Source organism: Jeotgalibaca arthritidis (genome assembly GCF_011100465.1).
Lineage (GTDB): Bacteria > Bacillota > Bacilli > Lactobacillales > Aerococcaceae > Jeotgalibaca > Jeotgalibaca arthritidis.
In genome coordinates, this window is record NZ_CP049740.1 from 1,290,307 (window position 1) to 1,316,416 (window position 26,110).

The 26,110-nt window shown below is 38.8% G+C and carries 24 protein-coding genes; 17 read left to right on the top strand and 7 right to left on the bottom strand.

Features of this window, described 5'->3' with window-relative positions; genetic code table 11:
• The first annotated feature begins 24 nt into the window (after window positions 1–24).
• The 8 genes from G7057_RS06670 to G7057_RS06705 all read left to right on the top strand — a co-directional run bounded on the left by G7057_RS06670 (window position 25) and on the right by G7057_RS06705 (window position 10,939).
• Complete coding sequence (locus tag G7057_RS06670) at window positions 25–1,521, top strand: tagaturonate epimerase family protein (protein WP_227004556.1); 1,497 nt, start codon at window positions 25–27, stop codon at window positions 1,519–1,521.
• 80 nt (window positions 1,522–1,601) lie between these two features.
• Window positions 1,602–3,008: a glucuronate isomerase gene (gene uxaC, locus G7057_RS06675; protein ID WP_166162193.1), complete on the top strand. Its 1,407-nt coding sequence runs from the start codon at window positions 1,602–1,604 to the stop codon at window positions 3,006–3,008.
• Between the two features lie 213 nt (window positions 3,009–3,221).
• Window positions 3,222–4,991: a sensor histidine kinase gene (locus tag G7057_RS06680; RefSeq protein WP_166162195.1), complete on the top strand. Its 1,770-nt coding sequence runs from the start codon at window positions 3,222–3,224 to the stop codon at window positions 4,989–4,991.
• A complete protein-coding gene (locus G7057_RS06685) occupies window positions 4,984–6,483 on the top strand; it encodes a response regulator transcription factor (RefSeq protein ID WP_166162197.1) in 1,500 nt (499 codons plus the stop codon). Before G7057_RS06680 ends, G7057_RS06685 begins: the two co-directional genes overlap by 8 nt.
• Before the next feature lie 134 nt (window positions 6,484–6,617).
• Window positions 6,618–7,547: a carbohydrate ABC transporter permease gene (locus G7057_RS06690; RefSeq protein ID WP_166162199.1), complete on the top strand. Its 930-nt coding sequence runs from the start codon at window positions 6,618–6,620 to the stop codon at window positions 7,545–7,547.
• 2 nt (window positions 7,548–7,549) lie between these two features.
• Window positions 7,550–8,389 carry a carbohydrate ABC transporter permease gene (locus tag G7057_RS06695; RefSeq protein ID WP_166162201.1) on the top strand — a complete coding sequence of 280 codons (840 nt, stop codon included), beginning with the start codon at window positions 7,550–7,552 and terminating at the stop codon, window positions 8,387–8,389.
• Window positions 8,390–8,411: 22 nt separating this feature from the next.
• Window positions 8,412–9,755 (top strand): sugar ABC transporter substrate-binding protein, encoded by a 1,344-nt coding sequence (locus G7057_RS06700; RefSeq protein WP_227004557.1) that lies wholly within the window; start codon window positions 8,412–8,414, stop codon window positions 9,753–9,755.
• A gap of 83 nt (window positions 9,756–9,838) precedes the next feature.
• Window positions 9,839–10,939, top strand: coding sequence for a glycoside hydrolase family 88/105 protein (locus tag G7057_RS06705; RefSeq protein WP_166162205.1), 1,101 nt, complete (start codon window positions 9,839–9,841; stop codon window positions 10,937–10,939).
• Between the two features lie 42 nt (window positions 10,940–10,981).
• Here G7057_RS06705 and G7057_RS06710 read toward each other — a convergent pair whose 3' ends face one another.
• Complete coding sequence (locus G7057_RS06710) at window positions 10,982–11,464, bottom strand: LURP-one-related/scramblase family protein (protein WP_076767505.1); 483 nt, start codon at window positions 11,462–11,464, stop codon at window positions 10,982–10,984.
• A 14-nt stretch (window positions 11,465–11,478) separates the two neighbouring features.
• Window positions 11,479–12,162: a YjjG family noncanonical pyrimidine nucleotidase gene (locus G7057_RS06715; protein ID WP_166162207.1), complete on the bottom strand. Its 684-nt coding sequence runs from the start codon at window positions 12,160–12,162 to the stop codon at window positions 11,479–11,481.
• Window positions 12,163–12,264: 102 nt separating this feature from the next.
• Between G7057_RS06715 and G7057_RS06720 the strand changes: the two genes are divergently transcribed.
• Window positions 12,265–12,954 carry a class A sortase gene (locus G7057_RS06720; protein WP_166162209.1) on the top strand — a complete coding sequence of 230 codons (690 nt, stop codon included), beginning with the start codon at window positions 12,265–12,267 and terminating at the stop codon, window positions 12,952–12,954.
• Window positions 12,955–13,207: 253 nt separating this feature from the next.
• Here the strand turns inward: G7057_RS06720 and G7057_RS06725 are convergent, their stop codons facing one another.
• On the bottom strand, window positions 13,208–13,648 hold the full coding sequence (locus G7057_RS06725; RefSeq protein ID WP_227004558.1) for a VanZ family protein: 441 nt from the start codon (window positions 13,646–13,648) through the stop codon (window positions 13,208–13,210).
• A gap of 87 nt (window positions 13,649–13,735) precedes the next feature.
• Here G7057_RS06725 and G7057_RS06730 point away from each other — a divergent pair, with 87 nt between their 5' ends.
• Window positions 13,736–14,065, top strand: coding sequence for a thioredoxin family protein (locus G7057_RS06730; protein WP_166162211.1), 330 nt, complete (start codon window positions 13,736–13,738; stop codon window positions 14,063–14,065).
• An 18-nt stretch (window positions 14,066–14,083) separates the two neighbouring features.
• A complete protein-coding gene (locus G7057_RS06735) occupies window positions 14,084–14,344 on the top strand; it encodes a DUF6718 family protein (protein WP_166162213.1) in 261 nt (86 codons plus the stop codon).
• Between the two features lie 102 nt (window positions 14,345–14,446).
• On the opposite strand, the gene G7057_RS06740 is transcribed toward G7057_RS06735, so the two are convergent.
• On the bottom strand, window positions 14,447–15,658 hold the full coding sequence (locus G7057_RS06740; protein WP_227004700.1) for an MFS transporter: 1,212 nt from the start codon (window positions 15,656–15,658) through the stop codon (window positions 14,447–14,449).
• Window positions 15,659–15,731: 73 nt separating this feature from the next.
• Window positions 15,732–16,358, bottom strand: a complete 627-nt coding sequence (locus G7057_RS06745; protein WP_166162217.1) for a histidine phosphatase family protein — start codon at window positions 16,356–16,358, stop codon at window positions 15,732–15,734.
• Between the two features lie 128 nt (window positions 16,359–16,486).
• Here G7057_RS06745 and G7057_RS06750 point away from each other — a divergent pair, with 128 nt between their 5' ends.
• The 5 genes from G7057_RS06750 (at window position 16,487) to G7057_RS06770 (ending at window position 21,698) form a co-directional block, all read left to right on the top strand.
• The gene (locus G7057_RS06750) at window positions 16,487–17,551 is read left to right on the top strand and encodes a DUF871 domain-containing protein (RefSeq protein WP_166162219.1); all 1,065 of its coding nucleotides are present in this window, start codon (window positions 16,487–16,489) and stop codon (window positions 17,549–17,551) included.
• A 2-nt stretch (window positions 17,552–17,553) separates the two neighbouring features.
• Entirely contained in the window at window positions 17,554–18,444 is an 891-nt protein-coding gene (murQ, locus tag G7057_RS06755) for an N-acetylmuramic acid 6-phosphate etherase (RefSeq protein ID WP_166162221.1), read from the top strand.
• Between the two features lie 27 nt (window positions 18,445–18,471).
• Window positions 18,472–19,959 carry a PTS transporter subunit EIIC gene (locus tag G7057_RS06760; protein ID WP_227004559.1) on the top strand — a complete coding sequence of 496 codons (1,488 nt, stop codon included), beginning with the start codon at window positions 18,472–18,474 and terminating at the stop codon, window positions 19,957–19,959.
• Between the two features lie 63 nt (window positions 19,960–20,022).
• Window positions 20,023–20,901: a MurR/RpiR family transcriptional regulator gene (locus G7057_RS06765; RefSeq protein ID WP_227004560.1), complete on the top strand. Its 879-nt coding sequence runs from the start codon at window positions 20,023–20,025 to the stop codon at window positions 20,899–20,901.
• A gap of 107 nt (window positions 20,902–21,008) precedes the next feature.
• Window positions 21,009–21,698, top strand: a complete 690-nt coding sequence (locus G7057_RS06770; RefSeq protein WP_227004561.1) for a hypothetical protein — start codon at window positions 21,009–21,011, stop codon at window positions 21,696–21,698.
• A gap of 25 nt (window positions 21,699–21,723) precedes the next feature.
• Here G7057_RS06770 and G7057_RS06775 read toward each other — a convergent pair whose 3' ends face one another.
• Together G7057_RS06775 and G7057_RS06780 are read right to left on the bottom strand one after the other, a co-directional pair.
• Window positions 21,724–22,914: a coenzyme F420-0:L-glutamate ligase gene (locus tag G7057_RS06775; protein WP_166162225.1), complete on the bottom strand. Its 1,191-nt coding sequence runs from the start codon at window positions 22,912–22,914 to the stop codon at window positions 21,724–21,726.
• Between the two features lie 366 nt (window positions 22,915–23,280).
• A complete protein-coding gene (locus G7057_RS06780; protein WP_166162227.1) occupies window positions 23,281–23,937 on the bottom strand; it encodes a YczE/YyaS/YitT family protein in 657 nt (218 codons plus the stop codon).
• Between the two features lie 473 nt (window positions 23,938–24,410).
• Here G7057_RS06780 and G7057_RS06785 point away from each other — a divergent pair, with 473 nt between their 5' ends.
• The gene (locus G7057_RS06785) at window positions 24,411–25,925 is read left to right on the top strand and encodes an MFS transporter (protein WP_227004562.1); all 1,515 of its coding nucleotides are present in this window, start codon (window positions 24,411–24,413) and stop codon (window positions 25,923–25,925) included.
• The last annotated feature ends 185 nt before the right edge of the window (window positions 25,926–26,110 follow it).

Here is a 26,110-nt window from a genome sequence, read left to right on the forward strand (position 1 = left end):
AACTAAAGAATGGAGAACGACATCATGCAAGAGAGACAAACAAATCGCTTATTGGAAGAGGCATTTTTAGTAGAGGGTGGTTATAAAATTTACCCTAAATCAGTAACAGAACATGAAGAAACACAATTTGTAATGGTCAAGAAAGATGCTAAAAAGTATCTTTATGTCACAGGATCTGGCTCTTTATTTGATGCTTTAGAAGGAGAAATCGTTTCATCAGGAGCGAAGTTGGCGCCAGCCAACCACGCTAACCGCTTAGTGTTAAATACTTACTTTGATTGGACTAACCCACGTGCATTTGGAAATAAAGTAACAACTATGGGAGTGGGTGACCGTTTAGGTTTAGCGTCACCAGGCCATATTGCTGTTATGCGCAACTATCAAGTGAAACCGATTCTAGCACAACAAAGCATTCGCGAATTGACATTGATGGAGCGTAGTATTTATGATGTGTTAGATGCTGCAGCTTACGCAGCTGTTCAAGAAGGTTACACCGGCGGATTTGGAGCAGACGGTGACCACTTGAAACTAGAAGACGATATTAAATTAGCGTTGGATGCAGGTATGTCGATGTTGACACTAGACTGTTCTGACTATATTCGCAACGAAGTACCTGAGATGTCTGTTGAGGAACAAGAAGCAGAATACAACAAATTAGATGAATCACTTCGTAACCATTATGAAGCGGCTTACTTAGACCGTACCTTTGAAGCAGCCGGCATGTCAATTACTTTTGATAAAGCAGAATTGATTTATAACGTCTTACTTTATGCAGATGCCCTAACTTATATGGTTCATATTTACAAAGACTTTATCCAAAAAGCTGACCGTGCCATTGACTTCGAAGTGTCAATTGACGAAACAGCAACGGTTACGAAACCAGAATCGCATTTCTTTGTTGCCCAAGAATTAATTAATGAAGGTGTAACAGTGAACAGTTTAGCGCCGCGCTTTATTGGTGAATTCCAAAAGGGTGTTGATTACATGGGCGATCTAGAAGCTTTTGAAGTGGACTTAGCAAAACATGCAAACATTGCCAAATACTTTGACTATAAATTAAGTGTACATTCAGGCAGTGATAAATTCTCTGCATTCCCAATTGTTGCTAAACATACAGATGGGTTATTCCACTTGAAAACAGCTGGTACAAACTGGTTAGAAGCTGTTCGTGTTCTATCTAAACATAATACGGTTCTATTCCGTGAAATGCACAAGTATGCCTTCGATCATTTCCCTGAAGCGCAAGCTTATTACCATATTACACCTGATTTAGATGCGATTCGTCCGCTTGATGAAGTAAGTGACGAAGAACTGCCAGAATACATGAATGACCGCAATGCGCGTCAAGTATGGCATGTGACTTATGGTGTGTTATTAACAGCCGTTGATGAGGCAGGCGAGCGTCGCTTTAAACCAGAATTCTTCGCAAATATGGATGAGTTCGAGGAAGAATACCGTGAATCTCTAGTTGGCCATATCGGTAAGCATTTAGAAACACTACAACTTCCAAAAGCTGAATAAGACAATAATAAATAAAGAGGTTCAGCACAACTAAGGGTTTGAACCTCTTTTTATACTTAAAAATGGAGGCGGAACGATTTATGACTTTTATTCACCAAGACTTTATGTTAACTAATGAAACAGCTAAACACCTTTACCATAGCTATGCAGAAAAAATGCCTATTTTTGACTACCACTGTCATTTGATTCCAGATTGGATTGCGGATGACCATGTCTTCTCTGATATTACAGAATTATGGCTAGCAGGCGACCACTACAAGTGGCGGGCGATGCGAGCGAATGGTGTGCCTGAAGAAAAAATTACTGGCAATGCGTCACCAGAAGAAAAGTTTGCTGCGTGGGCAGAAACGGCAGAGAACACGATTGGGAACCCATTATTCCATTGGACGCAGTTGGAACTAAAACGTTACTTTGATATTGATGACTTATTAACGAAAGACAATTGGAAGGACATCTATGACCGTGCGAATCAAGTTCTAAAAGAAAAACAACTAACTGCTCGCAAGTTGATTGAACAATCAAACGTGACCTTTGTTGGAACAACTGATAACCCAACGGATGATTTAGCAGCACATGACCGTATTTTAGCTGATGAGTCATTTTCAGTTACCGTCGCACCATCATTTAGACCAGATGAGGCTTTCCATATTGAGGATAGCCGTTTTGTTGGTTTCTTAGACCGTATGACCGCTATTTTCGGTAATCCGCCAGCAACATATCAGGAATTACTGGCTCAATTGGAAGAACGCATTAACTACTTTGATGAGAGAGGAACACTTGCGTCAGACCATGCCTTAGAAAATATGGTTTATAGCCCTGCAACAGACGAGGAAATCGAAGCTATTTTCCAAAAAGCATTGCAACAAGCAAGCATTACAACCGATGAAAAAGAAAAATATTTGACTCGCATTCTGATTGATCTCGGCGAGTTATATGCAGATCGTGGTTGGGCAATGCAAATCCATTTTGGTGCGTTGCGCAACAATAACGATTACTGGTACGACCGCTTGGGAGCAGATGTTGGCTTCGACTCTATCCATGATTCAGTTAACGATGGTCGCCGTCTCAACCAATTGTTAAATGCGATGGCACGCAATGAAAAATTGCCAAAAATGATTATTTACAATTTAAACCCAACACAAAACTATGTTGTAGCTAGTGCGGTTGGAAACTTCCAAGTTAATAACGAAGGTATTAAGAGTAAGGTTCAATTTGGAGCTGGTTGGTGGTTTAACGATACGGAAGAAGGCATGCTCAACCAAATGAAAGCATTAGCTGATCACGGTTTATTAATGAACTTTGTTGGTATGCTGACAGATTCACGTAGTTTTGTCTCTTATCCGCGCCATGAGTATTTCCGCCGTATTTTATGTCAGTTCGTTGGCGAACAAGTGGAAAGTGGCAAGTTCCCTAACAGCGAACCTTTATTAAAACGACTGATTGAAAATGTTTGCTACCACAATGCTGTTAACTACTTTAAAAAATAAACGTTTATAGATTGATCACATTGCCGTAACAGCTGTTGCACAAATGTGATCAAAAAGGCAGCCCCGACATGCGTTTCCCGAATAATACTCGGATGGTCTACGACCACCCTGCGTTTTTTCGGTCCAACGATTCGGGGCTAAACGCCTTTTTTCCCACTCTCGTTAATGATTAGAAGATTAAATAAAGGAATAATAATGGAGGGTCTGGTTTGTATGTTGCTTAAAAAGAAACTGTTTCATTCACTTAGTTCAACCATCAATGCATTCTATCTAATTCTTATTCTTTTGTTTACCCTTTTAACGACTTCAATTATTTATTATGTGGCGAGCTCGCAAGTCTCTCGTAATACAGAAACGACCATGGATAGCGTCCTTCAACAGAAGATGTCTTATTTTTCTGACCTTTACCGTAATAGCTTTGAGCAGTTTTATCGATTAACAAAGGATCAAGCAGTTAGCCAATTAGCTGAAAGCGGTCGGCTGTCGTCTAATAATTATTTGGCCCTTTCAGAGCAGATGGAGCATCTTTTTCGGCAAAACGCCTCCTTCGTAGACTCGCTCTACTTAAATATTAATGGCTACGTGTTGACGCAAAGCGACCAGCAAAGTTTAAATCCTGACTTTAACCATTATGGGTTTTATGACTTATCAGTAAAGGGAAATGAGGATTACTATTGGCTGAATAACCATACGGATTATATCTTTGACCGCCAACAAGCAGTTCAAACCGTCTACCATTTAGTTAAAGATGAAGCTGACAACCCAATTGGGATTATTGTGATGAATTTAAAGACAGCTTTAGTAGAGCGGGCGCTGTTAGATCTATCATTGGGTGACTCGTACATGATGATTTTGTCGCCTGATACGTATCATGTTTCAGAAGATGCGCCTAGTAACACGGCTATTAACCATGTCATTTATCAAAGTTTTCGTAAAGGCCAATTGTCAACACTTGATCAACCCTTGGAAGATCATGATGGTAATCGTTATAACTTGAGAACGGCCATTCTCGGCACCAACAAGTGGCGGTTCGTACTCGTTACACCGAAAGCACGTCTGTTTGATTCAAAGATGACGCTCGTCTTACTCTTTAGTGTGCTGGCACTTTTATTAGCCTTAGTAGCGGTATTCTTTTTGAGAATGATTAACCGTTATTTGTCATCGCCTATTAAAAAAATGGCAGATAGCATGATGACAACAACTACCTATCATGAAAAACTAAGCTGGTCAGATGACATTCCACAAGAATTAGTCATTTTATATCAAACTTATAACCGCTTAACTGATCGTAATGTTCAGTTGGTTGAAGAGTCGACTGCTCAGCAACAGGAAAAGATGGCGCTAGAAGTTGCCTTATTACATGCTCAAATCAATCCGCATTTCTTATACAACACCTTATTTTCGATTAAGGGTTTGTGTGATATGGGAATGAATGAAGAGGCAAGTCTGATGATTAGTAATCTGTCTGATTTCTTCCGAACAAGTTTAAGTCGTGGTAAGGAAGTGATTAGTCTTGCTGAAGAAGTGAAAAATATCAAAAGTTATCTCTATATGATGGAGATGCGTTATGGTGACTTTTTTACTTACACTATAGCTATTCCAGAACGCTTTTATAGCTATCAAATTGTAAAGCTAAGCTTACAACCCCTTGTTGAGAATGCAATCTATCATGGCGTGATGAAGGATGAGAAGAAAGGCATGATTACCATAGTGGCCAAAGAAGAGGGGGATGATCTTATCATTATCGTTTCAGACAATGGAAAAGGGATTCCACCAAATCGCTTAAAGCTTATTCAAGACGAAATTCATACGCCTTATGTGACGGGGAGTCGGGAAGAAACAGGTGTTGGCTTACGCAGTGTTCATATTAGAATTCGGAATCGCTATGGCGAGCGCTACGGTATGAGTATGGCTAGTGTTGAAGGGCAAGGGACAAGGATTATAATCCGTATGCCAAAGATGAAGGAGGATCATCATGTTTAAAGTTGTGATTGCAGAAGATGACCGTATTATTAGACGGGCTATTTCAAATGCCAACTGGGCAAGTATTAACGCAACGGTTGTTGGTGAGGCAGCACACGGTCAAGCTGCACTTGAATTAGTTCGAAAGGAGCAGCCCCACCTCTTAATTACAGATATTAATATGCCGTTTATGACAGGCATTGAGCTGGCAAAAACCTTACGCCAAGAGGGAAATCAAACACGAATGATTTTCTTAACTGGCTATGACGATTTTGAGTATTTACACCAAGCGCTCTTACTCAAGTCAGATGACTATCTACTTAAGCCTGTTAAGTTAGAAGATCTGTTAGATAAAGCCAGCCTTGCTTTATCTGCTTGGCAAACAGCTCATCAAACGAAAGAACAACTGGAGCGCGGTTTACCCTTATTACACGAAAAATTTATTTCTGATCTATTGTTTGATTCAGAGGCTATGACAGAAAAAGATATTGTGGCTTCTCTGGATCAAATGGGCATTCAGTTGAATGGGCCTGCGTATGCAGTGACCACTGTTTTTTCTTTAAATGAAGAAACGGAGCAACTAATCAACCAACTAAACCCTTATCTTCAAAAGGGCATTCATGATTTGATGGTTTATCAAAATAATGAAGTATTTATTATCCATTCGTTAGTCGAGCAACCAGACCAGCTCGATGATTTTCGGGCGACTATTCGCCAAGACTATTGTCAGGGTAAATTATTTATTGCAGCATCCTCTGTATTCCAATCTTTATCGGCTTTAAAAACAGCTCTTGTGGAAGCTAAAATCAATATGGAGATTCAAAAAATAGCTGAGCTTGCCGAAAAAGGCAGTCATTTAGACGCCTTGTTTGGTATTAGAGATGGACAAGCGAGAATGTTTGCTGAATTAAATCCTGATCAAACGAGCTATGATAAGATTAGGAGTTTTTATGATTTTCTATCAGAAGGAACATTAGGATTAGTAGAAGCTAAAAAGATTGCCTTTAATTTTGTTGTCTTTTTGATTGTACAGCTCAACCAGCTTTGCCAAGAGGAAGTGGTTAATATTTACCAACTGAGCGAAGATATGCTGGCTGTCTCAAGCATGCCCCAACTTCTAGGACTACTCACTCCGATCATTCAAAAATGGGAGGCAGCATTTGAGCGGCAGCAAGCAGAGAATCAGTCAGATTCATTGGTAGATCGTACTGTTCAGTATATGAAAGACAATTTTTCAGATCCGGATTTGTCATTAGTTAAGTTAGCAGAGGCTATTCATGTAACATCGCCTTATTTAAGTCATTTATTTAAGAACGAAACGGGTCTTAATTTTACAGAGTACTTATTACAGCTACGGATGGAAAAATCGAAAATCCTTCTCCAATCGACCTCACTAAAAACCTATGAGGTGGCAGAAGCTGTAGGCTACACTAACCCGCATTATTTCAGTAGCTCATTTAAAAAATATACAGGACAACCACCCATGTCTTATCGTAAAAATAACACTTTTTAGGTAAGCGCAAACAAACAATAAGCAACAAAATTGATAACGATTTCAAAATACCTTAAATTTTTAGAGTAAAAGCAAAAAATATTGCATATTTCTGTAAAGCGCTTTCTGTTAATCTTTATACAGGAGGGGAAAACATGGAGAACACAATTGGCAATACAAACATAACAACAAAACCTAAAAAGAAATGGAATCTAAAAAAGAATTGGGTTCCGTATGCCTTATTGGCACCTGCTTTTATTATGATTTTTGCGTTTTTATTTTACCCAATGTTAACGGTTTTTTACTACAGTTTCCAAAACTATGATATTTCGGCACCTTTTTATGATGGCTTTGCCGGCTTACAAAACTATATTGATATTTTTACGAAAGATAAACAATTTTTGCCAAGTTTAATTAATAGTGCAAAATGGGTTGTCTCACAAGTTTCCTTGCAGTTATTCTTTGGTTTAGCAGTGGCATTGCTGTTAAATCAGAAATTTAAAGCGAGAGGATTTGTTCGTGCTGTTGTATTTGTACCTTGGGCAATCTCAGGGGTATTGACGTCTGTTATTTGGATGTTAATGTACAACGAACATATGGGTGTCTTCAACGATATCTTGATGCGACTTGGCATCATTGATAAACCAGTAGCATTTTTAGCGAGTACAACGAGCGCTTTTATTGCAGTTGTTATCGCAGAATTGTGGAGAGGGATTCCTTTCTTCGCTGTAACCTTGCTTGCATCATTGCAATCGATTCCAGAAGATATGTTTGAAGCAGCTCGAGTTGATGGGGCGTCACGCTTCCAACAATTAATTTATATTACACTACCTCAATTGAAACGTACGATTGTCTTAACAACCTTGCTTCGCTCGGTATGGGAATTCAACAACGTGGACTTGCTTTACAACTTAACCGGTGGTGGTCCTGCAAATTCAACCACAACTTATGCGATGTATATCGCTAACACTGCGGTTAACGGAACGAACTTTGGATATGGTTCTGCTTTAACGATTGTAGCCTTTGTTATTCTATCGGTTGCTGCAGGATTGTACTTGAAGCTTTCGAAATTTGAGGAGGAGTAAAGATGTTATTTTCTAAAAATCAAAAGGTAGATCGTCTCCTAACCTTCTACTTACCGATGGGGCTTATGCTTATGTGGACTGTCTTTCCAATTTATTGGACACTTAACACAGCATTTAAGCCAGAAGGTGATATAATTTCATCGCCTATTCAATACTTCCCGAGCAGCTTTACTTTTGATAACTTTGCTAATGCTTGGCGAGATGTTGGGTTTGATACTTACTTCGGTAATAGTATTTACGTAGGCGCACTAACTGTATTATTAACGGTAACACTATCTATTTTAGCTGGTTACGCATTAGGGCGTTACGAATTTAGAGGGAAAAAAGTTTTCATGCTGATGCTACTAATGACGCAATTTATTCCCCGTTCAATGCTAATTATTCCCTTGTTCGTTATCTTTAATAACCTTGGATTAATTTCTAATCCACTATCATTAATTTTAATTTACTCAGCTGTTCAAGTACCCTTTAACGCCATCTTAATGAGTGGTTTTATTGCTGGTATTCCAAAAGAGTTAGAGGAAGCAGCAGCTATTGACGGTGCGACACGCATCGAAACATTGGTAAAAGTTATTTTGCCGTTATTGATACCAGGTATCGTGGCAACAAGTGTAAACGTTTTTGTTTACGCATGGAACGAATTCTTATTGGCTTTAATGTTGACTAATAATCAAGCTAAATTCACATTACCAGTTGGATTAAGTTTCATGTTGGGAGAATTTAACGTTAACTACGGTGCTCTTGCAGCAGGAAGTATCATTGCGTTGATTCCATCAATTATCTTGTTCTCAATCGCTCAAAAACATTTAGTAAATGGTATGGGCGGAGCCGTTAAAGGCTAAAAATATAAGGAGGGTAACAGTCATGTTATCAAAGAAAGCAAAAGGATTGGGTTTGACATTAGCAAGTGCTATTTTATTAGCAGCATGTGGTGGTAGTTCATCGCCGGATACAGCTTCAAAATCTTCAACAAGCAACAAAGATGGTGAGAGCAATGAAGTTGTCACAATCACATTTTGGGATGAAAATGCTGGTCCAGAACGTACACCGATTTGGCAAGAAATTATTAATCGTTTTGAAGAAGAGAATGAAAATATTAAAGTTGAATATTTTGGTTTACCAAAAGACGAAGCGAAATCTAAAATTGATGCCGCTATCGCAGCTAAGGATGTTCCTGACGTAGCATCTATTCAAACAAGCTGGTTACCGGAATATTCTATCCGTGAAGCATTCTTGCCTTTAGATGACTACTTCGCAGATTCAGAATTAAACGGAAAAATTAACCAAGGTACCATCGATTTCAATAAGAAAATTGTTAATGATGGCAAGCTTTATGGTGTTCCTTATACACAGAACTTAGATGTCATTTGGATTCGTCCAGACTTATTCGCTGAAGCAGGCATTGAAGCACCAAAAACATGGGATGATTTCTTTAGCTCTGTGGATACAATGACGACAGATGATATGTATGGCTACACTATTCGTGGTGGTGCTGGTGGATCACTTCAATTGCAACGTTTGATGTATGCATACTCAGGTATTACTGAATATGTAACAGAAGATGGTAAAGCAACTGTTAACGATCCTGCACATAAAGAATTCTTAGAAAAATATTTTGCATTGTATTTAAACAATACACCTCAAAGTGATATTACAAATGGTTACAAGGAAATGGTTGCAACCTTTGATACAGGTAAAGCTGCAATGGTTCACCATAATATCGGTTCATTCGGTGAGCATAGCAAAGCGCTAGAAGCAGATCAATTCGAAGCAATTCCGCTTCCTGTAACGGTAGACGGTGGCAACTATGTCGCTGAAGGTGGAAATACAATTGGTGTTTCAATCTTTGCTGAGACAGAACACCCAGAAGAAGCCTTCAAATTCCTAGAATTTGTTAACAATGCTGAAAGCCAAAGTAACTGGAATAGACTAATTGGACAAATTCCAACGAACAGTGATGTTATGGCAGAAGATTGGATTCAAGATGCGCAACACTTAAGCGTTGCTTTCTCTGTTTACGATGATGAAAACACAGCTCTTTATGAACCTCCATTCTACCTACCAGATTACCGTTCAATCTTGGACAACCAAGTTGATCCAGCAATCCAATCTGTTATGGCTGGAGACCTATCGATTGATGACTTCCTAAGCGATTGGGCAGAAGCAATCGAAGCATCAGCTGCTAAATATGCAGAGGCCTTTAACTAAAGTTAAACGATAAAAAAGATAGGCAGAGGCTGGAGCAATCGTTCCGGCCATCTGCCATTTATAATAGAAGGAGCGACTTAAACGTGACACAACCATTGACGAAACAAGCCATTTTAGAAATTGCAGAAAAATCATGCCGCACATTAATGAATAAATTTACACCACCTGAATTACCGCCAGCGATGCGGTTCCACTACCATCAAAGTGTTTTCTTACTAGGGATGTTGAGAGTTTGGGAAGAAACAGGTAACGATGAGTATTTTGACTATATTCAAGGTTACTATGACGCTTTAATTGATGACTATGGAAACTTTGAATACGACCGCGATCAATTAGATGCCATTCAAGTTGGGATTTTATTATTCAAACTTCATGAAGTAACAGGGCAACAGAAATATATGATTGCCGCTCGTAAATTACGTTATATCATTGATACCATTAACCGCACAACGGAAAATGGGTTCTGGCATAAAGATAAATACCCTTATCAAATGTGGTTGGATGGCTTGTTTATGGCAGGCCCTTATTTAGTTAAATATGCCAACCAATTTCATGAACGTGATTTGATTCAAGTGGTTCTTTATCAAGAACGCTTGATGAGAAAACATATGACTGATCCAAAAACAGGCTTATTATTCCACGCTTGGGATGAGAAGAAAGTTCAACCATGGGCAGACAAAGAAACAGGTTGCTCACCAGAATTCTGGGGACGTTCAGTTGGTTGGTATGGAACAGCCCTAATCGATATTTTAGAAGCGATTGGCGATGACTACCAAGGACAAGAAGAATTGCCAATTGAAGTAGCCCGCTATGTGAAGAACGTCGTTGCTTTCCAAGATGACGAAACAGGTCTATGGTACCAAGTCGTTGATAAAGGTGACCGAGAAGATAACTGGTTAGAATCATCTAGTTCGTCACTTTATTTATATACGATGGCTAAGGCTCTTCATTATGGTTTTGTTAGTGATGATTACCACCATAATTTGGTGAAAGGCTTCCAAGGCTTGCTTGACCATATGACAACTGAAGACGAGGCAGGCTTGCATGTTCATGGTATTTGTATCGGAACGTCAGCTGGCTCATATGACTATTATGTGGGTCGCCCAACATCAGAAGATGATTTACACGGTGTAGGAGCGTTCTTACTAGCAGCAATGGCTGTATATGAATACTTAGAAGACTAAAAATAAGTCAGGATGCGCGCATCCTGACTTATTTTTTTAGCTTTAATTAGCTGATGAATTAGCAGCTTCTGCCATGACACAATCAATAATTAGAATAACACCTAATGCTAGCAAGGCATTTTCTTCATCAACATCCAATTCATAGGAATCGCCCCATGTAAGCCATTCTTTACTAATTGAGGCAACAGCATGATTGCCCTCGTAAATGCTATAGTCATGTTCAAAAATATGACCCTCTACTTCCCAATTCGGACCATCGATGGTATAGCGCGGTTTGAAGAAGGTCAGTTCTTTTTTAACAACGGCTACTTCTTCACCGCCCATCAAGAGCGAATAATTTGGCAACCAATTCCAAATGTTTTGCTTAATGAATAGGACTTCATGGCCATTAGTGTCAGTGACCGATAACTTTTTACCCCAAGATAACAATTCACCCTCAACAAAATAAACATCCCGTCCGTGCTCATCTTTAATGGTAAAGCGGTCGCGCCATGAAAAAACCTTTTGTTTCATATAAAATTTCATCTTTGTTCCTCCTTTTAAGCTAAAATCGCATGTAAATCCTGTAAATGGACAATCTCATAGGTAGGCTTGATTGAGGCAGGATATGGTTTTCTTTGTGGATTAAACCAACACGAATCAATCCCTGCTAACAGTCCGCCTTTAATATCGGAGGTCAAGGAATCGCCAATAATTAATGTTTCCTCCGTCTTAAAATCGGGAATCCGAGCAAATACATAATCAAAATATTCCGGCATGGGCTTTTGATAGCCTGTATCTTCGGATACAAAGACCCCTTTAAAATAAGGCAGTAAACCTGAATCAGTTAAGCGGTGGTACTGGGTTTTTGAAACGCCATTGGTGACGGCGTATAGTTTGTGGCTTTGCTTTAATTGGTCTAAGAGAGCGATACTTCCTTCAATGAGAAAGTGTCCCTTCTCTAGGTTAGCTCGGAAACGACGATCCATGTCGCTGCCATCAACGGTCAGCTGGTGAAGGATAAAAAAGTCTTCGAATCGTTTGCCCAATAGGCGATCACGAGCAATTAAACCCTGCTCAAATTGTTCCCATAAGCCTTGGTTGATATGAGAGTATGTCGCGATTGTTTCTTCAGTCGGATCAATGGCCATCTCTTCTAATAGACTAGAGATAGCAAAGTGTTCGGCTGCTTTAAAATCTAATAAGGTATCATCAATATCAAAAAGTAATGTCGTATAAGTCATTGGCGGCTCCTTTAAATGAAGTGTTTTTTCTATTTTACCACTAAATACCTTATTTTTTATGGTATTATGCTAGTAATAATAAACGGGATGGTGGGGAAGCGAATGACATCAAAAAAATGGCTAAACGGCTTTGCTATTTTATTATTTATAGTTGGGCTAGCATTTTTAATGCGGGGCTATTTCGAAGATTTTTTAATTAAACGAGTAACAAATGACAATCAGTTTAATCAGATTAGTGTAGAAACCATTCGAGAAAATGAAATGATCGAAGGAGAATTTGAATTTGATCAAACAGCCAATCTAACTTGGGAGCATATTTTAAATGGTTATCAAAATAGGGAAGACTTGCCAGTTATTGGTGGGTTAAGCATCCCGTCGATTGCGTTACAGTTACCTATTTTAAAGGGACTAGCAGAAAGTAACTTAGTTGCAGGTGCAGGAACGATGGCAGCTGATCAACGTATGGGACAAGGCAACTATTCTTTGGCTGGTCATAATTATGCCCGTAATCAAATCTTGTTTAGTGATATTCCTTATATGACAATTGGCGATACCATTTATATAACCGATATGGAAACCATTTATGTGTATGAATTGAATTGGCTAGAAATGGTAACACCTGACCGAGTAGATTTGGTGGAAGAGGTACCCGGTCGTAAAATGATTACGCTGATTACCTGCAGCCTAGATTTGACCATGCGATGGGTCGGACAAGGTGATTTAGTTGAGACGGTTGCTGTGGCTGATGCATCGGCGGAGCTATTAGCTGCATTAAACTTAATTGAAGAATAAGAAACGGACAGCGGAGAGATTCCGCTGTCCGTTTTGTATATTGTTAATCATCTTACCCCATGGTAGGCGGGATAAAAATCGGTAAATCAGGTGGTGAGTAGGTAAAGACAATGGACATTACGAGATAAGCAAAGACGATGATGAATAAAATCGCCAAGTTAATTGGTCTTGGCTTTTTCATAGGCCAAGGCGGACTTGTCCGCTTTTCTTATAAGTGATACTTAAAAATAAGGAAAGAAGCAAAGGATAGCCATTAGCGGTGACGGAATAAGAGTTGGTAGAGTCCAATGCCGAAGCTAGCTCCGACTGTATCGATTACGACATCTTTGACAGCTGGTCCTCGACCGGGTACAAAGGATTGGTGCCACTCATCACTAATTGCATAGACAATAGCAATTAAAATCGCTATTAACCAAGCTTTTTTACCGTGGATGCCACTCGCTTTAAGGGCATTTATATTTAAAAATCCAAGGACAAAGTAAACGGCGAAATGTGCGCCTTTGCGAATCACCCAATGGAGGATGTCGAGATTAGGCTGACTGTTTGGGAAAAGGGTCTGCCAAAATTGGAGAATAGTCTGTAACAGTGAGCCACTTAATTCACCTGACTGGTCACCAGGTTGGGCGGAAAATAAGAAGATAACAGCCATCCAAGCAAGCACTAAACCCCAACTGATCCATTTTTTTATTTGCATTTGCAGACCTCCTTATAAATATGCTAAGACTGATTATATCATGTTATAATAAAAGCAAAACTCAAAGAAAGGAAAAAGTGCATAAAAATGACCCTTTTAGCAGAAGCAAGCCAATTAGAAGACGTGACCAGGTTTATTAAAGAAAATCGTTTTGCACTTGTTTATGTCAAGCGTCAGGATTGCGGCGTTTGTCATGCAGTCTTGCCTCAATTGCAAAGTTTGTTGCAGACTTTTCCTGAGATTAAGTTGTTAACTGTGGATGCTGACCGACTGCCGGCAGTAGCTGGACAGTACAGTGTTTTTACGGTTCCAGCGATATTAGGATTTATTGACGGCAAGGAGCAACTGCGGAAAGCCAGATTTGTTGTGATGGCAGACTTAGAAGCGACATTCGAACAGTGGTTAGCCTATTATTAAATAAGTAGTGGAGGATTTATGGTAGAAAAATTTTTATTAGCAAGAACCTATAAGAAAAAAGGTAGCGCCGCAATTCCTTTGGAGGCTGTGGACTTTCTAACCTACATCCCTCAATTGGAAGCGACATTCAAGCGCAATGCTGAATTTTTAATTGTCAGTAAAGAAGCGGAAATGGCTTTCGATGAGGCTTGGCCGGAATATGCGCCGACAGAGGTTGTCGATAATGCAGCAAGCTTTGAAAAAGTAGTAGAAGAAAAAACAAAACGAGAAAAGAAATAATGAAAAAGGCATCAGAACAACAAAATGTTCTGATGCCTTTTTGATTTGAGGAACTTCAGGGCGAAAAAAGCAGCTGAACTTCCTCGAAGTAATTATAGTCTATTAAGCGGTTCTTTGATCGCGGTCGTATAAGAAGACGCACAGAATCATAATCGTTAATGCGACACCAATCGCTGCCATTCCGTAGAAAATACCGAATTGATCAGACAAGGCACCTGTGATAGTAGGCATCACGATGGAACCAATTCCGCCGAGCACCAACAAAATCCCCATTGCCATCGGGTACTCTTTAATAAAGCCACCAGTAGCAGCGATTGTTGTTGGATAAATCCCCGCCATTGATAGACCAAGTCCAAGAATGGCAAAGGTAATCATAACTTGATTGCGTGAAGCAAGTAAGACGATAAAGAAGAAGGTTGTTGCAAATGCTAAAACATAAAGGACATGTATGCGTTTAAAGCGTTCACCAATTGCTGAAACAATTAAACGACCAACCAATACACCAATCCACAATAACGAAGCTAAAAATTGAGAGTAGGCAATGGTTAGAATGCCACTATCGACAAAGTATTTAACTAACCAACCATTGATTGTTGATTCACCACATAAATAGAAGAATAGTAAACCAGCTAACAACCAGAATGTTTTTTTCTTCATAAATTCATAGGAGACAACTTTTTTCTTTTTCTCTGCACTAGCTTCCGTTAGCTTCATACGAGAGAAGAAAATGAGTGAAAGGGCGGTTAAGACGATGATAACCCCGCCAGCTAGGCGCCAACCATTTTCACCGATTAAACGAACCGATCCAATCACTAAGTATGGCGCCAGTAACGCACCGATAGCAAAAATAGAGTGTAAGAAGCTTAAGGCAGCAGAGCTGCTATTTGAAATTTCATTAACCACTGAGTTGTTGAAATTTGAAATACTACCACGACTTAAACCGGTAAAGAAGAATGATACTAATAGTAAAAATGGATTACCGGTAGTAATCATCAATAAGAAACCAGCAGTAACAAAGCTACTCATCAAAATAACTGCTTTTTTACGGCCAAGGTAAATCGGTAAAACGCCGGCGATAAAACTAGCTAATAAGTTACCGACATAGTGAGAAGATAATAATGAGCCGCTCACAGTATCGCTTAAGTTGTAGGCTTCACTGATATAAGGAAGCAAAGATCCCATAATCATTCCGTACAAACCATTAACAGCAAAGACATAGTAACAACATTTAATTATGTATTTTTCATCCACATTTAAACGTGAATAAAATGATTCATTTTTCAAAAAATCGCGCTCCTCTACTGAATAAGAAATAACGTTTCTTTATCAGAAATTATCTCTTCTATTATAAGCTATAACAGCTCTTTCTTCAAGAAGATAAACAATCTTATTCATCTAAATGAGCAGTCTCATTCCAAGACTCAAGAATAAAGCGATCACCTTGTCGCTTCAAACGTGAAACACTGGTATTTGCCATTGGTGTTTGCGAGCGAATATCTTTCAAATCGTAGCCCACTAAACTCAAAATGGTTGCGGTGAGTGTAATCGAGTGGCCTACAAATAAGAGGTTGGCATCCGAATAACGGTCGGCATAATCTGTCACTGCCTTTGTTCCTCGTTTAATTAAGTCAGGGTAGCTTTCGCCGCCAAAGGAACGGGGATCGTAGAGATGGGGCTGGTTGCGCAAGTGATAGAATGTTTCGGGCCATTGTTTGGCAACGGTGGGAATGTGGAGGCCTTCCCATTCACCATAACCAAATTCTTTCAGAAGCGGTTCAATCTCAAATGGGAGTTCAGTTTGAAATTGACTGTTAATCAAGAGCGCTGTATTTTTGGCTCGTAATTGTGGACTGCTAATCAATCTGTCAATGGGTTCGTTGCGCAGATAAAGGCCTGTTTTAACAGCATCTTCTCGGCTTTTTTCTAGTAGCGGTGAGTCGATGTCGCCACCTTGAACGTGGTCTTTAGCGTTTAATTCAGTTTGTCCATGCCGGACGAAATAAAGAGTTTGCATAATAGGCTCCTTGAAAAAATATTTTAAATAAAATCTTTTTATGAAATATAAGGGCTTTTAATTGAAAAAAAATTTCAAAGCACTTATACTAAAAACAGTGTGAAGCGTTTTCAAATAGGAGGGGTTTTATGTACGGTTTTTCTGTATTTTTAAATGAAGCAATCACTGATAAAACCATGGCTTATGTCAATCAGATGCATGAAAATGGCTTTAAAGGTATCTTCACATCAATTCATATCCCTGAAGATGATCATAGCAAATATTTAGGACGTTTACAAAAACTAGGGCAGCTAGCCAAAGAAAAACAGCTTGAATTAGTTGTTGATGCATCGGGATCAGCTTTAAACCATCTGAATGTTGGTTTTGGTAATCTGAGCTCATTAATTGAAATGGGCATAACAGCGATCAGGATTGATTATGGGATAAGCAATCAAGATGTAGCAACGATCAGCAGACAAATGGGTGTTGCTTTGAATGCGAGTACCATTTCAAATCGCGATATTGAAGAATTAACTCATTACGGGGCGGATTTTTCAAAAATGGAAGCTTGGCATAATTATTATCCGCGTCCAGAAACAGGACTAGGTAAAAAAGACTTCTGCCAGCAAAATGACTGGTTGAAAAAAGCTGGTTTTAAAGTTATGGCATTTGTTGCAGGAGATGAAAAACTAAGAGGGCCTCTTTATGAGGGGTTGCCGACTCTAGAACGTCACCGCTATCAACATCCTTTGACTTCAGCTTTAGAGTTAGAGAAAGATTGCCTTGTTGATAAAATATATGTTGGTGATCCTACGATAAAAGAAGCGACTATCAAGCAATTTTCGAGCTATTTACTTCACGATACGATTTCATTTCATGCGGTTTCTTTAGGTGATAATGAAGATATAGCCCGAACTGGCGGTCAGCATACGAATCGCATGGACGCTGCTAGAGATGTGATTCGTAGCCAAGAAGGTCGTTTAAGAAATGCTAATCAGACAATTGCAAAAGGGACCATTATGAAACGTTCGACGGGTTCAATTACTATTGATAATGACGCTTATGGCCGTTACAGAGGCGAAGTGCAAATAACTAAGCGCAATTTACCAGAAGATGATCGCGTTAATGTGGTGGGTCGAATTGCTGAAGATGAACTCTTCTTATTAGACTATTGTGGGCCAGGTCAGCGGTTTGAAATTGTTTGGGAGGAATAGAGATGAACTTAGATAAATTAACAACAGAAACGAGAAATCCAGAAACATTACAGCTTGATCAAATGAGCGTGGCGGATGTTTTGAAACAAATGAATGAAGAAGATAAAAAAGTACCTCTAGCGATTTCAGAAGTGTTAGGAGAAATCGAAGCGGCTGTTGAGCAAATTGTTAGCTCATTTAAGGCTGGCGGACGTTTGATATACATGGGAGCTGGCACAAGTGGCCGACTTGGCGTTTTGGATGCAGCAGAATGTGTGCCGACTTTTGGCGTTTCAGCTGACATGGTTGTGGGCTTAATTGCAGGAGGCGACAAGGCAATGACAGTCGCAGTTGAAGGGGCAGAAGATTCGAAAGAGTTAGGTCAGGCTGACTTAGAAAACCTTCAGCTGACCGAACATGACACGGTTGTTGGTATTGCGGCCAGCGGACGAACGCCTTATGTCATTGGCGGATTAATCTATGCGGATGAAGTTGGAGCTGCAACGGTAACTATTTCTTGTAACAAGGATGCGGAAATAAGCCAGTTTAGTCAAATTGCCATCGAAATTGATGCCGGCCCAGAAGTCCTAACAGGATCAACCCGTTTGAAAGCAGGAACGGCTCAAAAATTAATTTTAAATATGCTATCTACAACAGCCATGATTGGTACTGGAAAAGTTTACCAAAACTTGATGGTCGATGTTCAGCCGACTAATGAGAAGCTTGAAGAACGCTCGAAACGAATTATTATGCAAGCAACTGACTGCGATTATGAAACAGCAGCAGCTGCATTCGAAGCAGCCGGTAAGAAAGTAAAACTGGCCATTGTCATGTTACTAACGTCAACTACAAAGGAGGAGGCTGAAGAAAAACTAAGTCAGGCGAACGGATTTATTCACCATACATTATCGTAACTCGGTCTTATTTAAGGAGGAATCATGATGGTTTCAAAAGAGCAACAGTTAGCAAAAGATATTTACAGTAAAATTGGTGGGTCTAATAATGTTAGCAATGTTTATAACTGTATGACACGTGTTCGAATTGATTTGCGTGATGAAGGAATTGTCGATGTCGATGCTTTGAAAAAAGTAGCCGGTGTTATGGGTGTTGTCGAGGATGGTAACAACTTACAAGTTGTTGTTGGACCAGGAACTGCCAATAAAGTTGCCCTTGAGATGGCAGATATGGCAGGGAAAGAAAAAGGCGCAACAGTAGCAGAAAATCTTGACCAAGATTTATCAGGACGGCAACAGGCTGAACAACGGACAGCAGAAGTAAAAGCCCAACAAAAACAAAAAAATAATACTCCTTTTAAACGTGCTTTAAAAATAATCGCAAGTATTTTCGTTCCGCTTATTCCAGCTTTCGTAGGTGCGGGGATTATTGGCGGGATTGCCTCTATCATTCAAAACTTAATGACAGCAGGCCAACTAGATGCGGAAGCATGGACAGCTATTTTTAGTGTTTTAAAAATTATTCAAAACGGACTATTTGCTTATCTGAATGTTTATGTAGGGATTAATGCTGCGCGTGTCTTTGGGGCCACAGAAGGTTTGGGTGGTATTATCGGTGGGGTTGTTCTATTAAATGGGATGAACCCAGACTTGCCATTGAAGAATATCTTCACAGGAGATGCACTTGCTGCTAACCAAGGTGGGATTATTGGTGTTATCGTAGCTGTTTTCTTACTATCAGTAGTTGAGAAAAACCTTCGTAAAGTTGTTCCCAATGCTGTTGATATTATTGTAACGCCAACAGTGACTTTATTAGTAGTGGGATTATTAACCATCTTTATTATTATGCCAGTAGCCGGTGTTATTTCATCCAGTTTAGTTGGTAGCATTACCTGGATATTGAATGTTGGTGGTGCCTTTGCTGGTTTTGTATTAGGAGCATTGTTCTTGCCAATGGTTATGTTTGGACTTCACCAAATCTTAACGCCGATTCATATTGAAATGATTGCTTCATCAGGAAAAACACTTTTACTTCCTATTTTAGCGATGGCAGGAGCTGGTCAAGTTGGTGCTGCAATTGCATTATGGATTAGATGCCGTAAGAATAAACAACTAACTAACATGATTAAAGGCTCTCTTCCGGTTGGTATTTTAGGAATTGGTGAACCCTTAATTTATGCAGTTAGCTTGCCATTAGGTCGTCCATTTATCACTGCTTGTATTGGAGGTGGTATCGGTGGTGCTGTTATTGGCGCAATCGGTAACATCGGTGCAACAGCAATCGGGCCAAGTGGGATAGCTTTAATTCCGCTTATTCCAGACGGTATGTGGTGGGGCTATGTGTTAGGTTTATTGGCTGCTTATAGTGGTGGCTTCGTAGTGACTTACTTCTTCGGTGTTCCGAAAGAAGCAATGGAGCCAACTGAACTAGATGGCTCAACAACTAATGTTGATGATTTACTATCAAATCTATAAGATAGAGTGAGACTGGCTGATAAGTCAGTCTCTTTCTATCTCAATCAAGAGAGGAGTATTCTCGTGCAACAACAGCATCTGCTTTTAATGATTAAAGACAAGTTACCCCAGTTACCAGAATCAGAACGGAAAATTGCTGATGTCATTCTGGCGAATCCGTTAGAGGTTATTCAGATGAATGCTACACAATTAGCAGAAGCAGCAGATTCTAGTGCAGCAGCGGTGATTCGATTATGTCGATCCATTAATGTAAAAGGCTTTACCGAGCTGAAAATTCAATTATCAGCTCAAACACCTTTTTTGCAAGAAGACGTGCATACGGATATTTCACCTAATGAGAGCTTGGAACAAATTAAGAAAAAACTATTGGTCAATACGAACTATGTGTTAGAAAATACGAGTGATCAACTGGATACAGAGGTTGTTGAAGCAGTTGCAGACCGTTTAGCTGCTTGTAATAGTATTTATGTTTATGGACTAGGAGCCTCCTATATAGTAGCTATGGATATTAAACAAAAATTTACTCGTTTAGGTAAACAAGTTTTTTGTTCACAAGATCTACACGAGCTCGTTGCCTCAATGGCGATAGCTGACGAAGGATCTGTTTACTTAGGGATTTCGGATAGCGGTGAAAAGCAAGAAGGCCTTGTTTTAATGGAGGTAGCTAATCAACTGGGATTAACAACGATTTCTTTAACAAAAAACACGCCAAATTCACTTAGTAAATTAGCGGAACTTTCGTTAAAAACGGCCAAAATTATGGAACCACCACTGAGAAGTGGTGCAACAATTTCGTTACTTAGCCAACTCTATGCTGTTTCCATTGTCTTTTATTGTTTTATGACGAAACAGTATGATGACAATTTAATAAGTCTTGAACGGTCGTTAAAAGCGACGACAGAATTAGAGCGTATTTTGAAAGACTACAATCAATTGAATTGATACTAGCAAGCTTTAGACCCAAAATAAAGGTGTCTGAGGCTTGTTTTTTTGATTCTTCTATAAAATAGGGTATAGTTAGTAACGGTCTAAAAGAAAGGAGGGTCTTTATGGAAGAGTCTCAAAAATTAGAAAAACGCAAGAATCTCGTATTTATCATTGTCTTAGCGCTGTTAGTCGTCTCTATATTCTATGCGACATATATGCTATTTCAATCCTCAGGAGGTATCGCTGAACAAGAAGGCGAGCGTGTGAAAACAGATTATATCTTGATGATTCTACAGTGTTTAGTGGGTGCAATTGTTATTTTTATTCCGAAAGAAGTTGAGCAACGCTTTAAAGTTCATATACCTAATATGATTGAAATTACTTATTTTATATTTTTATTCTGTGCTATTTATTTAGGAGAGGTTCGTAATTTTTATTACCGTGTTCCTTATTGGGATGTTATTTTACACTTCTTTAGTGCAGCGATGCTAGGTGCAATCGGCTTTATATTAGTTGATTACTTGGCAGCAGCGAATCCATTGAAATTGAAACTAAGCCCTTTTTTCGTCTCGTTTTTTGCCTATTGCTTCGCTATAACATGCGGGGTTGTGTGGGAGATATATGAATTTCTAGCTGATGGTCTTCTTCAAACCAATATGCAAAAATTTATAACCGCCCAAGGGGAAGTCCTAATTGGGCGTGCAGCCTTGGTTGATACAATGAAAGACATTATTGTAGATGCTGTGGGAGCACTCATTATTGTGGTTTTAGGATATTATTCGTTAAAGAGAAAACAAGATAAAAAATGCTGAGTCGCAAGCCGACTCAGCATTTTTTTTATTTTGTATAGTTATCGAAGTAACCTTGGATGAAAACGATTGGTGTTCCTTTGTCGCCACTTCCTGAAGTTAAATCTGACAATGAACCAATAAGGTCTGTTAATTGACGAGGTGTTGTTCCTTGTGATTCCATTGAACCAACGAGGTCTTCGTCTTTATTCTTAATAAATTCAGAAATAGCTTGTTTCAATTCTTCACCTTGTAAGTCAGCAAAGTTATTATCCGCAAGGTATTTTAATTTAATTTCATTAGGGATACCATCTAGACCTGGTGTATAAGCAGGTGATACAACAGGATCAGCAAGCTCCCAGATTTTCCCGACTGGATCTTTAAACGCACCATCACCATAAACCATAACTTCAATGCTTTTACCTGTTTTTTCTTTCAGTAAAGCGTGAATTTTGTCTACAACTGGTTGAGAGTTACGTGGAAACAGTTTAACAGTATCTTCAGTTGCTTTGTTTGAGCCTAGTAAACCATATGTATCATTGAAGCCGCCGCCATCAATTGATTTAGAAAGGATGTTATCCAAGCTATAAACTTTTTCAGCACCGTTTTCTTTCAAAATCTTCTTAGTACGGAAACGACTATGGATGTCACAAGTCAAGACACTCTTTGTGTAGTCTAAAATTGATTTTGCATTGTTTGAGAAGATAACTTCACATTCGCTGCCACTTTCTTCTACAATCGATTTGTAGTATTCGATGTAGTCCACACCTGTAAATTTATGTTTTTCATAACCAAAGTGCTCACGGAATTCAGCTTCTGATAAAACGTCTGTCCATGGGTTCACACCTTTTTCGTCCAATGAGTCTAAGCTCACTAAATGGTTACCCACTTCATCTGATGGGTAGCTTAGCATAATAATGACTTTTTTAGCGCCTTGTGCAATACCACGTAAACAAATTGAGAAACGGTTACGGCTTAGAATTGGGAAAATAACACCAATTGTGTCATCACCAAATTTTGCTTTAACATCTGTTGCAATTTGATCGACAGTTGCATAGTTACCTTGAGCACGAGCGACAATTGATTCTGTGATTGAAACGATATCTCTGTCTCTAAATGTGAATCCTTCCACTTCAGACGCGTTCAATACTGTGTCGACAACAATCTCTTCGATATTATCGCCACTATGGATGATAGGGCTGCGAAGGCCTCTAACGACAGTTCCAACTACTCTTTCCACTACAATCTCTCCTTAAATTATCGAGTCATACCTTAATTCTACTATATATATAAAAGAATGCATCAACAAAAATATCCTATTAAACATAGGTACTGAATAATTATATGCTTATTGAATGATATTTACAATAATAGCGGCCGATAAAATGCGATTGTCTTGTTGAAAATGTCGAATAGGTGGTGTAAAAAGCAGCCACTCGACAGATTTTAGGCTAAAAGTGCTGAGCAAGGCCCAAAAAAATCTTCATTCGACACTTTAATCGGATTTTATGTCGAGTGAGAGGCTAACCAATCGTCTACTCGACAGTTCATGTCTATTTCAAAGCAAAAAAAGACATCAGGAAGAAAAATTCCTAATGTCTTTTTGTTAAATATGACTGTTTTCAATTTCAGGTTGATCATTTTCTTCAAGAGAAGCCATAACTGCTGTTAAACGTGTACGGAAGAATTGCATAAACGGTCCCATGAAGAAGGCTGCGATAATCGTTGTAATCCCAACCGTTGCACCGAAGAAAAAGCCAATTGCAATACATAAAATATCAGACACAACACGAGCAGTTTGGAATGAAATGCGACCATTTGATTTCTCTTCAATAATAATCGGAAGGGCATCATAAGGCGCAACGCCTTGCTCAGCTACGATATAAACAACCGCACCAAAGGCTAGAACTGTAATCCCAAAGGCTGATACGAGTAATCTTAACCAGAATGAACTGATGTCACCGACGTAAGTATCGATAAGATAGACAGTAAAATCAGACACATAACCCACTAATACAATATTAAAGGCAGTTCCGATTCCAATTAAATGACGTGCTGTAAAGAATACTAAAATTAAACCAATAGCATTTGAAAAAATCATGTAAGTTCCAAATTGAATATTAAAAAAACCACTTAAACCAAGATTGAATGTTGAAAATGAATCAGTACCTAGGTCTGCAATACGCATTAACCCAACCGCCAAGCCAATAATGATAACACCGGCTAAAGAAAAAAGAATTCTTCTTAACTTATTTGCGTTCATTTTATACCTCATTTAAAATTATTAGGGATAGACTTGTTTTCCCTCGTTATATTATAAAGATTAATGAGTTGAAGTCAACATTATACACTTTTTCCTCATGAAATATTCATGATAAACCATTGATAAGTGAATTCATTATGAAAAAATGAACAAACAAGCTGTTTAAAGTGAAATAAAGTGATAAAAGGCCTCGTTTTTTGCAAGCGAATACAACAGATTTGGTGCAAAAATAGTACACAATGAGGCAAAGATAGTTAATGAAAACACCTACATTTTTACCGTATACTTATCAACGTAACTTGTTGGAAGTGCTTCCCTTTAATCGTGAAAACTTTCTTATAAATACAACTTAAGTTTGCGTTATAACAAAGTTTTCAAGCGTAACTTTTTAATGTCAATTGTAATCGGTATCATAACTAAGTTTATTTTGGGTGGTAAATAATGTTATATAATATAAGGTGGAGGTTTTGTAAGTGAGTTCTACTGCAATGCAACAAAAAAATAATCAGTATCATACAGCCAAATGGTGGCAAATCGTTTTGTTCTCTTTGAACAATGCATCAACTAACCTATACTTGTTTGCTTTTGGTTTTGTTACTTACTACTCAACAGGGATTGTTGGGTTAGCAGCTTTATTCATTAGTCAGTTAATGGGTTATATTCGTATCTTTGATGGTGTTATTGACCCAGCTATCGGTGTGTTTATTGATAAAACAGATACACGTTTTGGTAAATACCGTCCGTTAATGTTCATTGGTAACATTATTACAATCGTATCCTTTGCTATTCTATTTACGACACACTTAGCACCAAGTGCAGCACGACTACCAATCTTAATTGCAGCTTTGCTTGTTCATAAGATTGGTTATTCATTGCAAGCGTCATGTACCAAAGCAGGGCAGTCTGTTTTAACGAGTGATCCAAAACAACGCCCAATGTTCAATATTTCCGATGGTATTTTCATGATTTTTGTTTTTACTGGTGGTCAAATGTTTGTATCAAACTACCTATTACCTCAGTTTAACAATGAGTTCTCACTTGGATTTTTCCAACAATTCGTAACGATGGTTATTATCGTGTCACTTGTTCTTTGTATTTTAGCTTGTATCGGGATTGCTTCTAAAGACCGTACTGAATATTTCGGAATTGGTGAAAATGCAAAAGAAACAACATTAAAAGATTATGCACAAATTATTAAAGGTAACCGTCCATTGCAAATGTTATCAATGGCAGCCGCTTTCGTTAAATTCTGTGTACAGCTAATGGCTGATCAAGTTGCGATGATTATCTTGTTTGGTGTTTTACTTGGAAACTTTGCTTTATCTGGTCAAATCGCTGGTTTAGTGATTATCCCTGACCTATTGATTACATTCGGTGCAACTGCATTAGCACGTAAAAAAGGCCTACGTGGTGCTTACGTGATTTACTTAAGCTTAGCATCATTCTTCTTCGTTATCCTAGGTTTAGTTCTTTATAACTTACAACCAGGTGATGTTGATCTTGGAAACTTAACATTGAAAGCAGTTCTGTTTGTGGCAGTTTATGCACTAGCACGTGGTTTATCTCGTTCACCATCTTCATTAGTTTTAACAATGTCTGCAGATATTTCAGACTACGAAGTAAGTATATCAGGCCGTTATGTAGCTGGTTTGATTGGAACTATTTTCTCATTAACCGATTCATTAGCATCTTCATTTGCGCCAATGATGATCGGAGCGCTACTAGCAATGGTTGGATTTAGCGATGTTTACCCAACAGCGCAAACACCACTAACACCAGAATTAAGAATGGTTGCCATCGCACTATTCGCTGTGTTACCATTAATAGCGTTATTGATTGCCCTTGTATTCATGAAATTCTACAAACTTGATTCTAAAGCAATGGAACAAGTTCAAATCAGAATCGCTGAATTAAAAGAAAAAGGCGAGTTTGTTGATATCCACGGCGACCTTGAAACTGCCGATGCAACAGATTCATCCTTATCATAACAATCCCCTTCCTGAGCCTCCCCTTGGCTCAGGTTTTTTTATAGACTAGGGGATTATAAGTTCAGCCATCAATGTCTAGCTCCCAAGTCCTGACCTAGTGAAAAAAAGATAAATTTGCCCCATTGCGCGCTTCGCTGATCGCTAACGCATATCATTCGACTAACCCGCTGAAGCGTGAAGTTTCC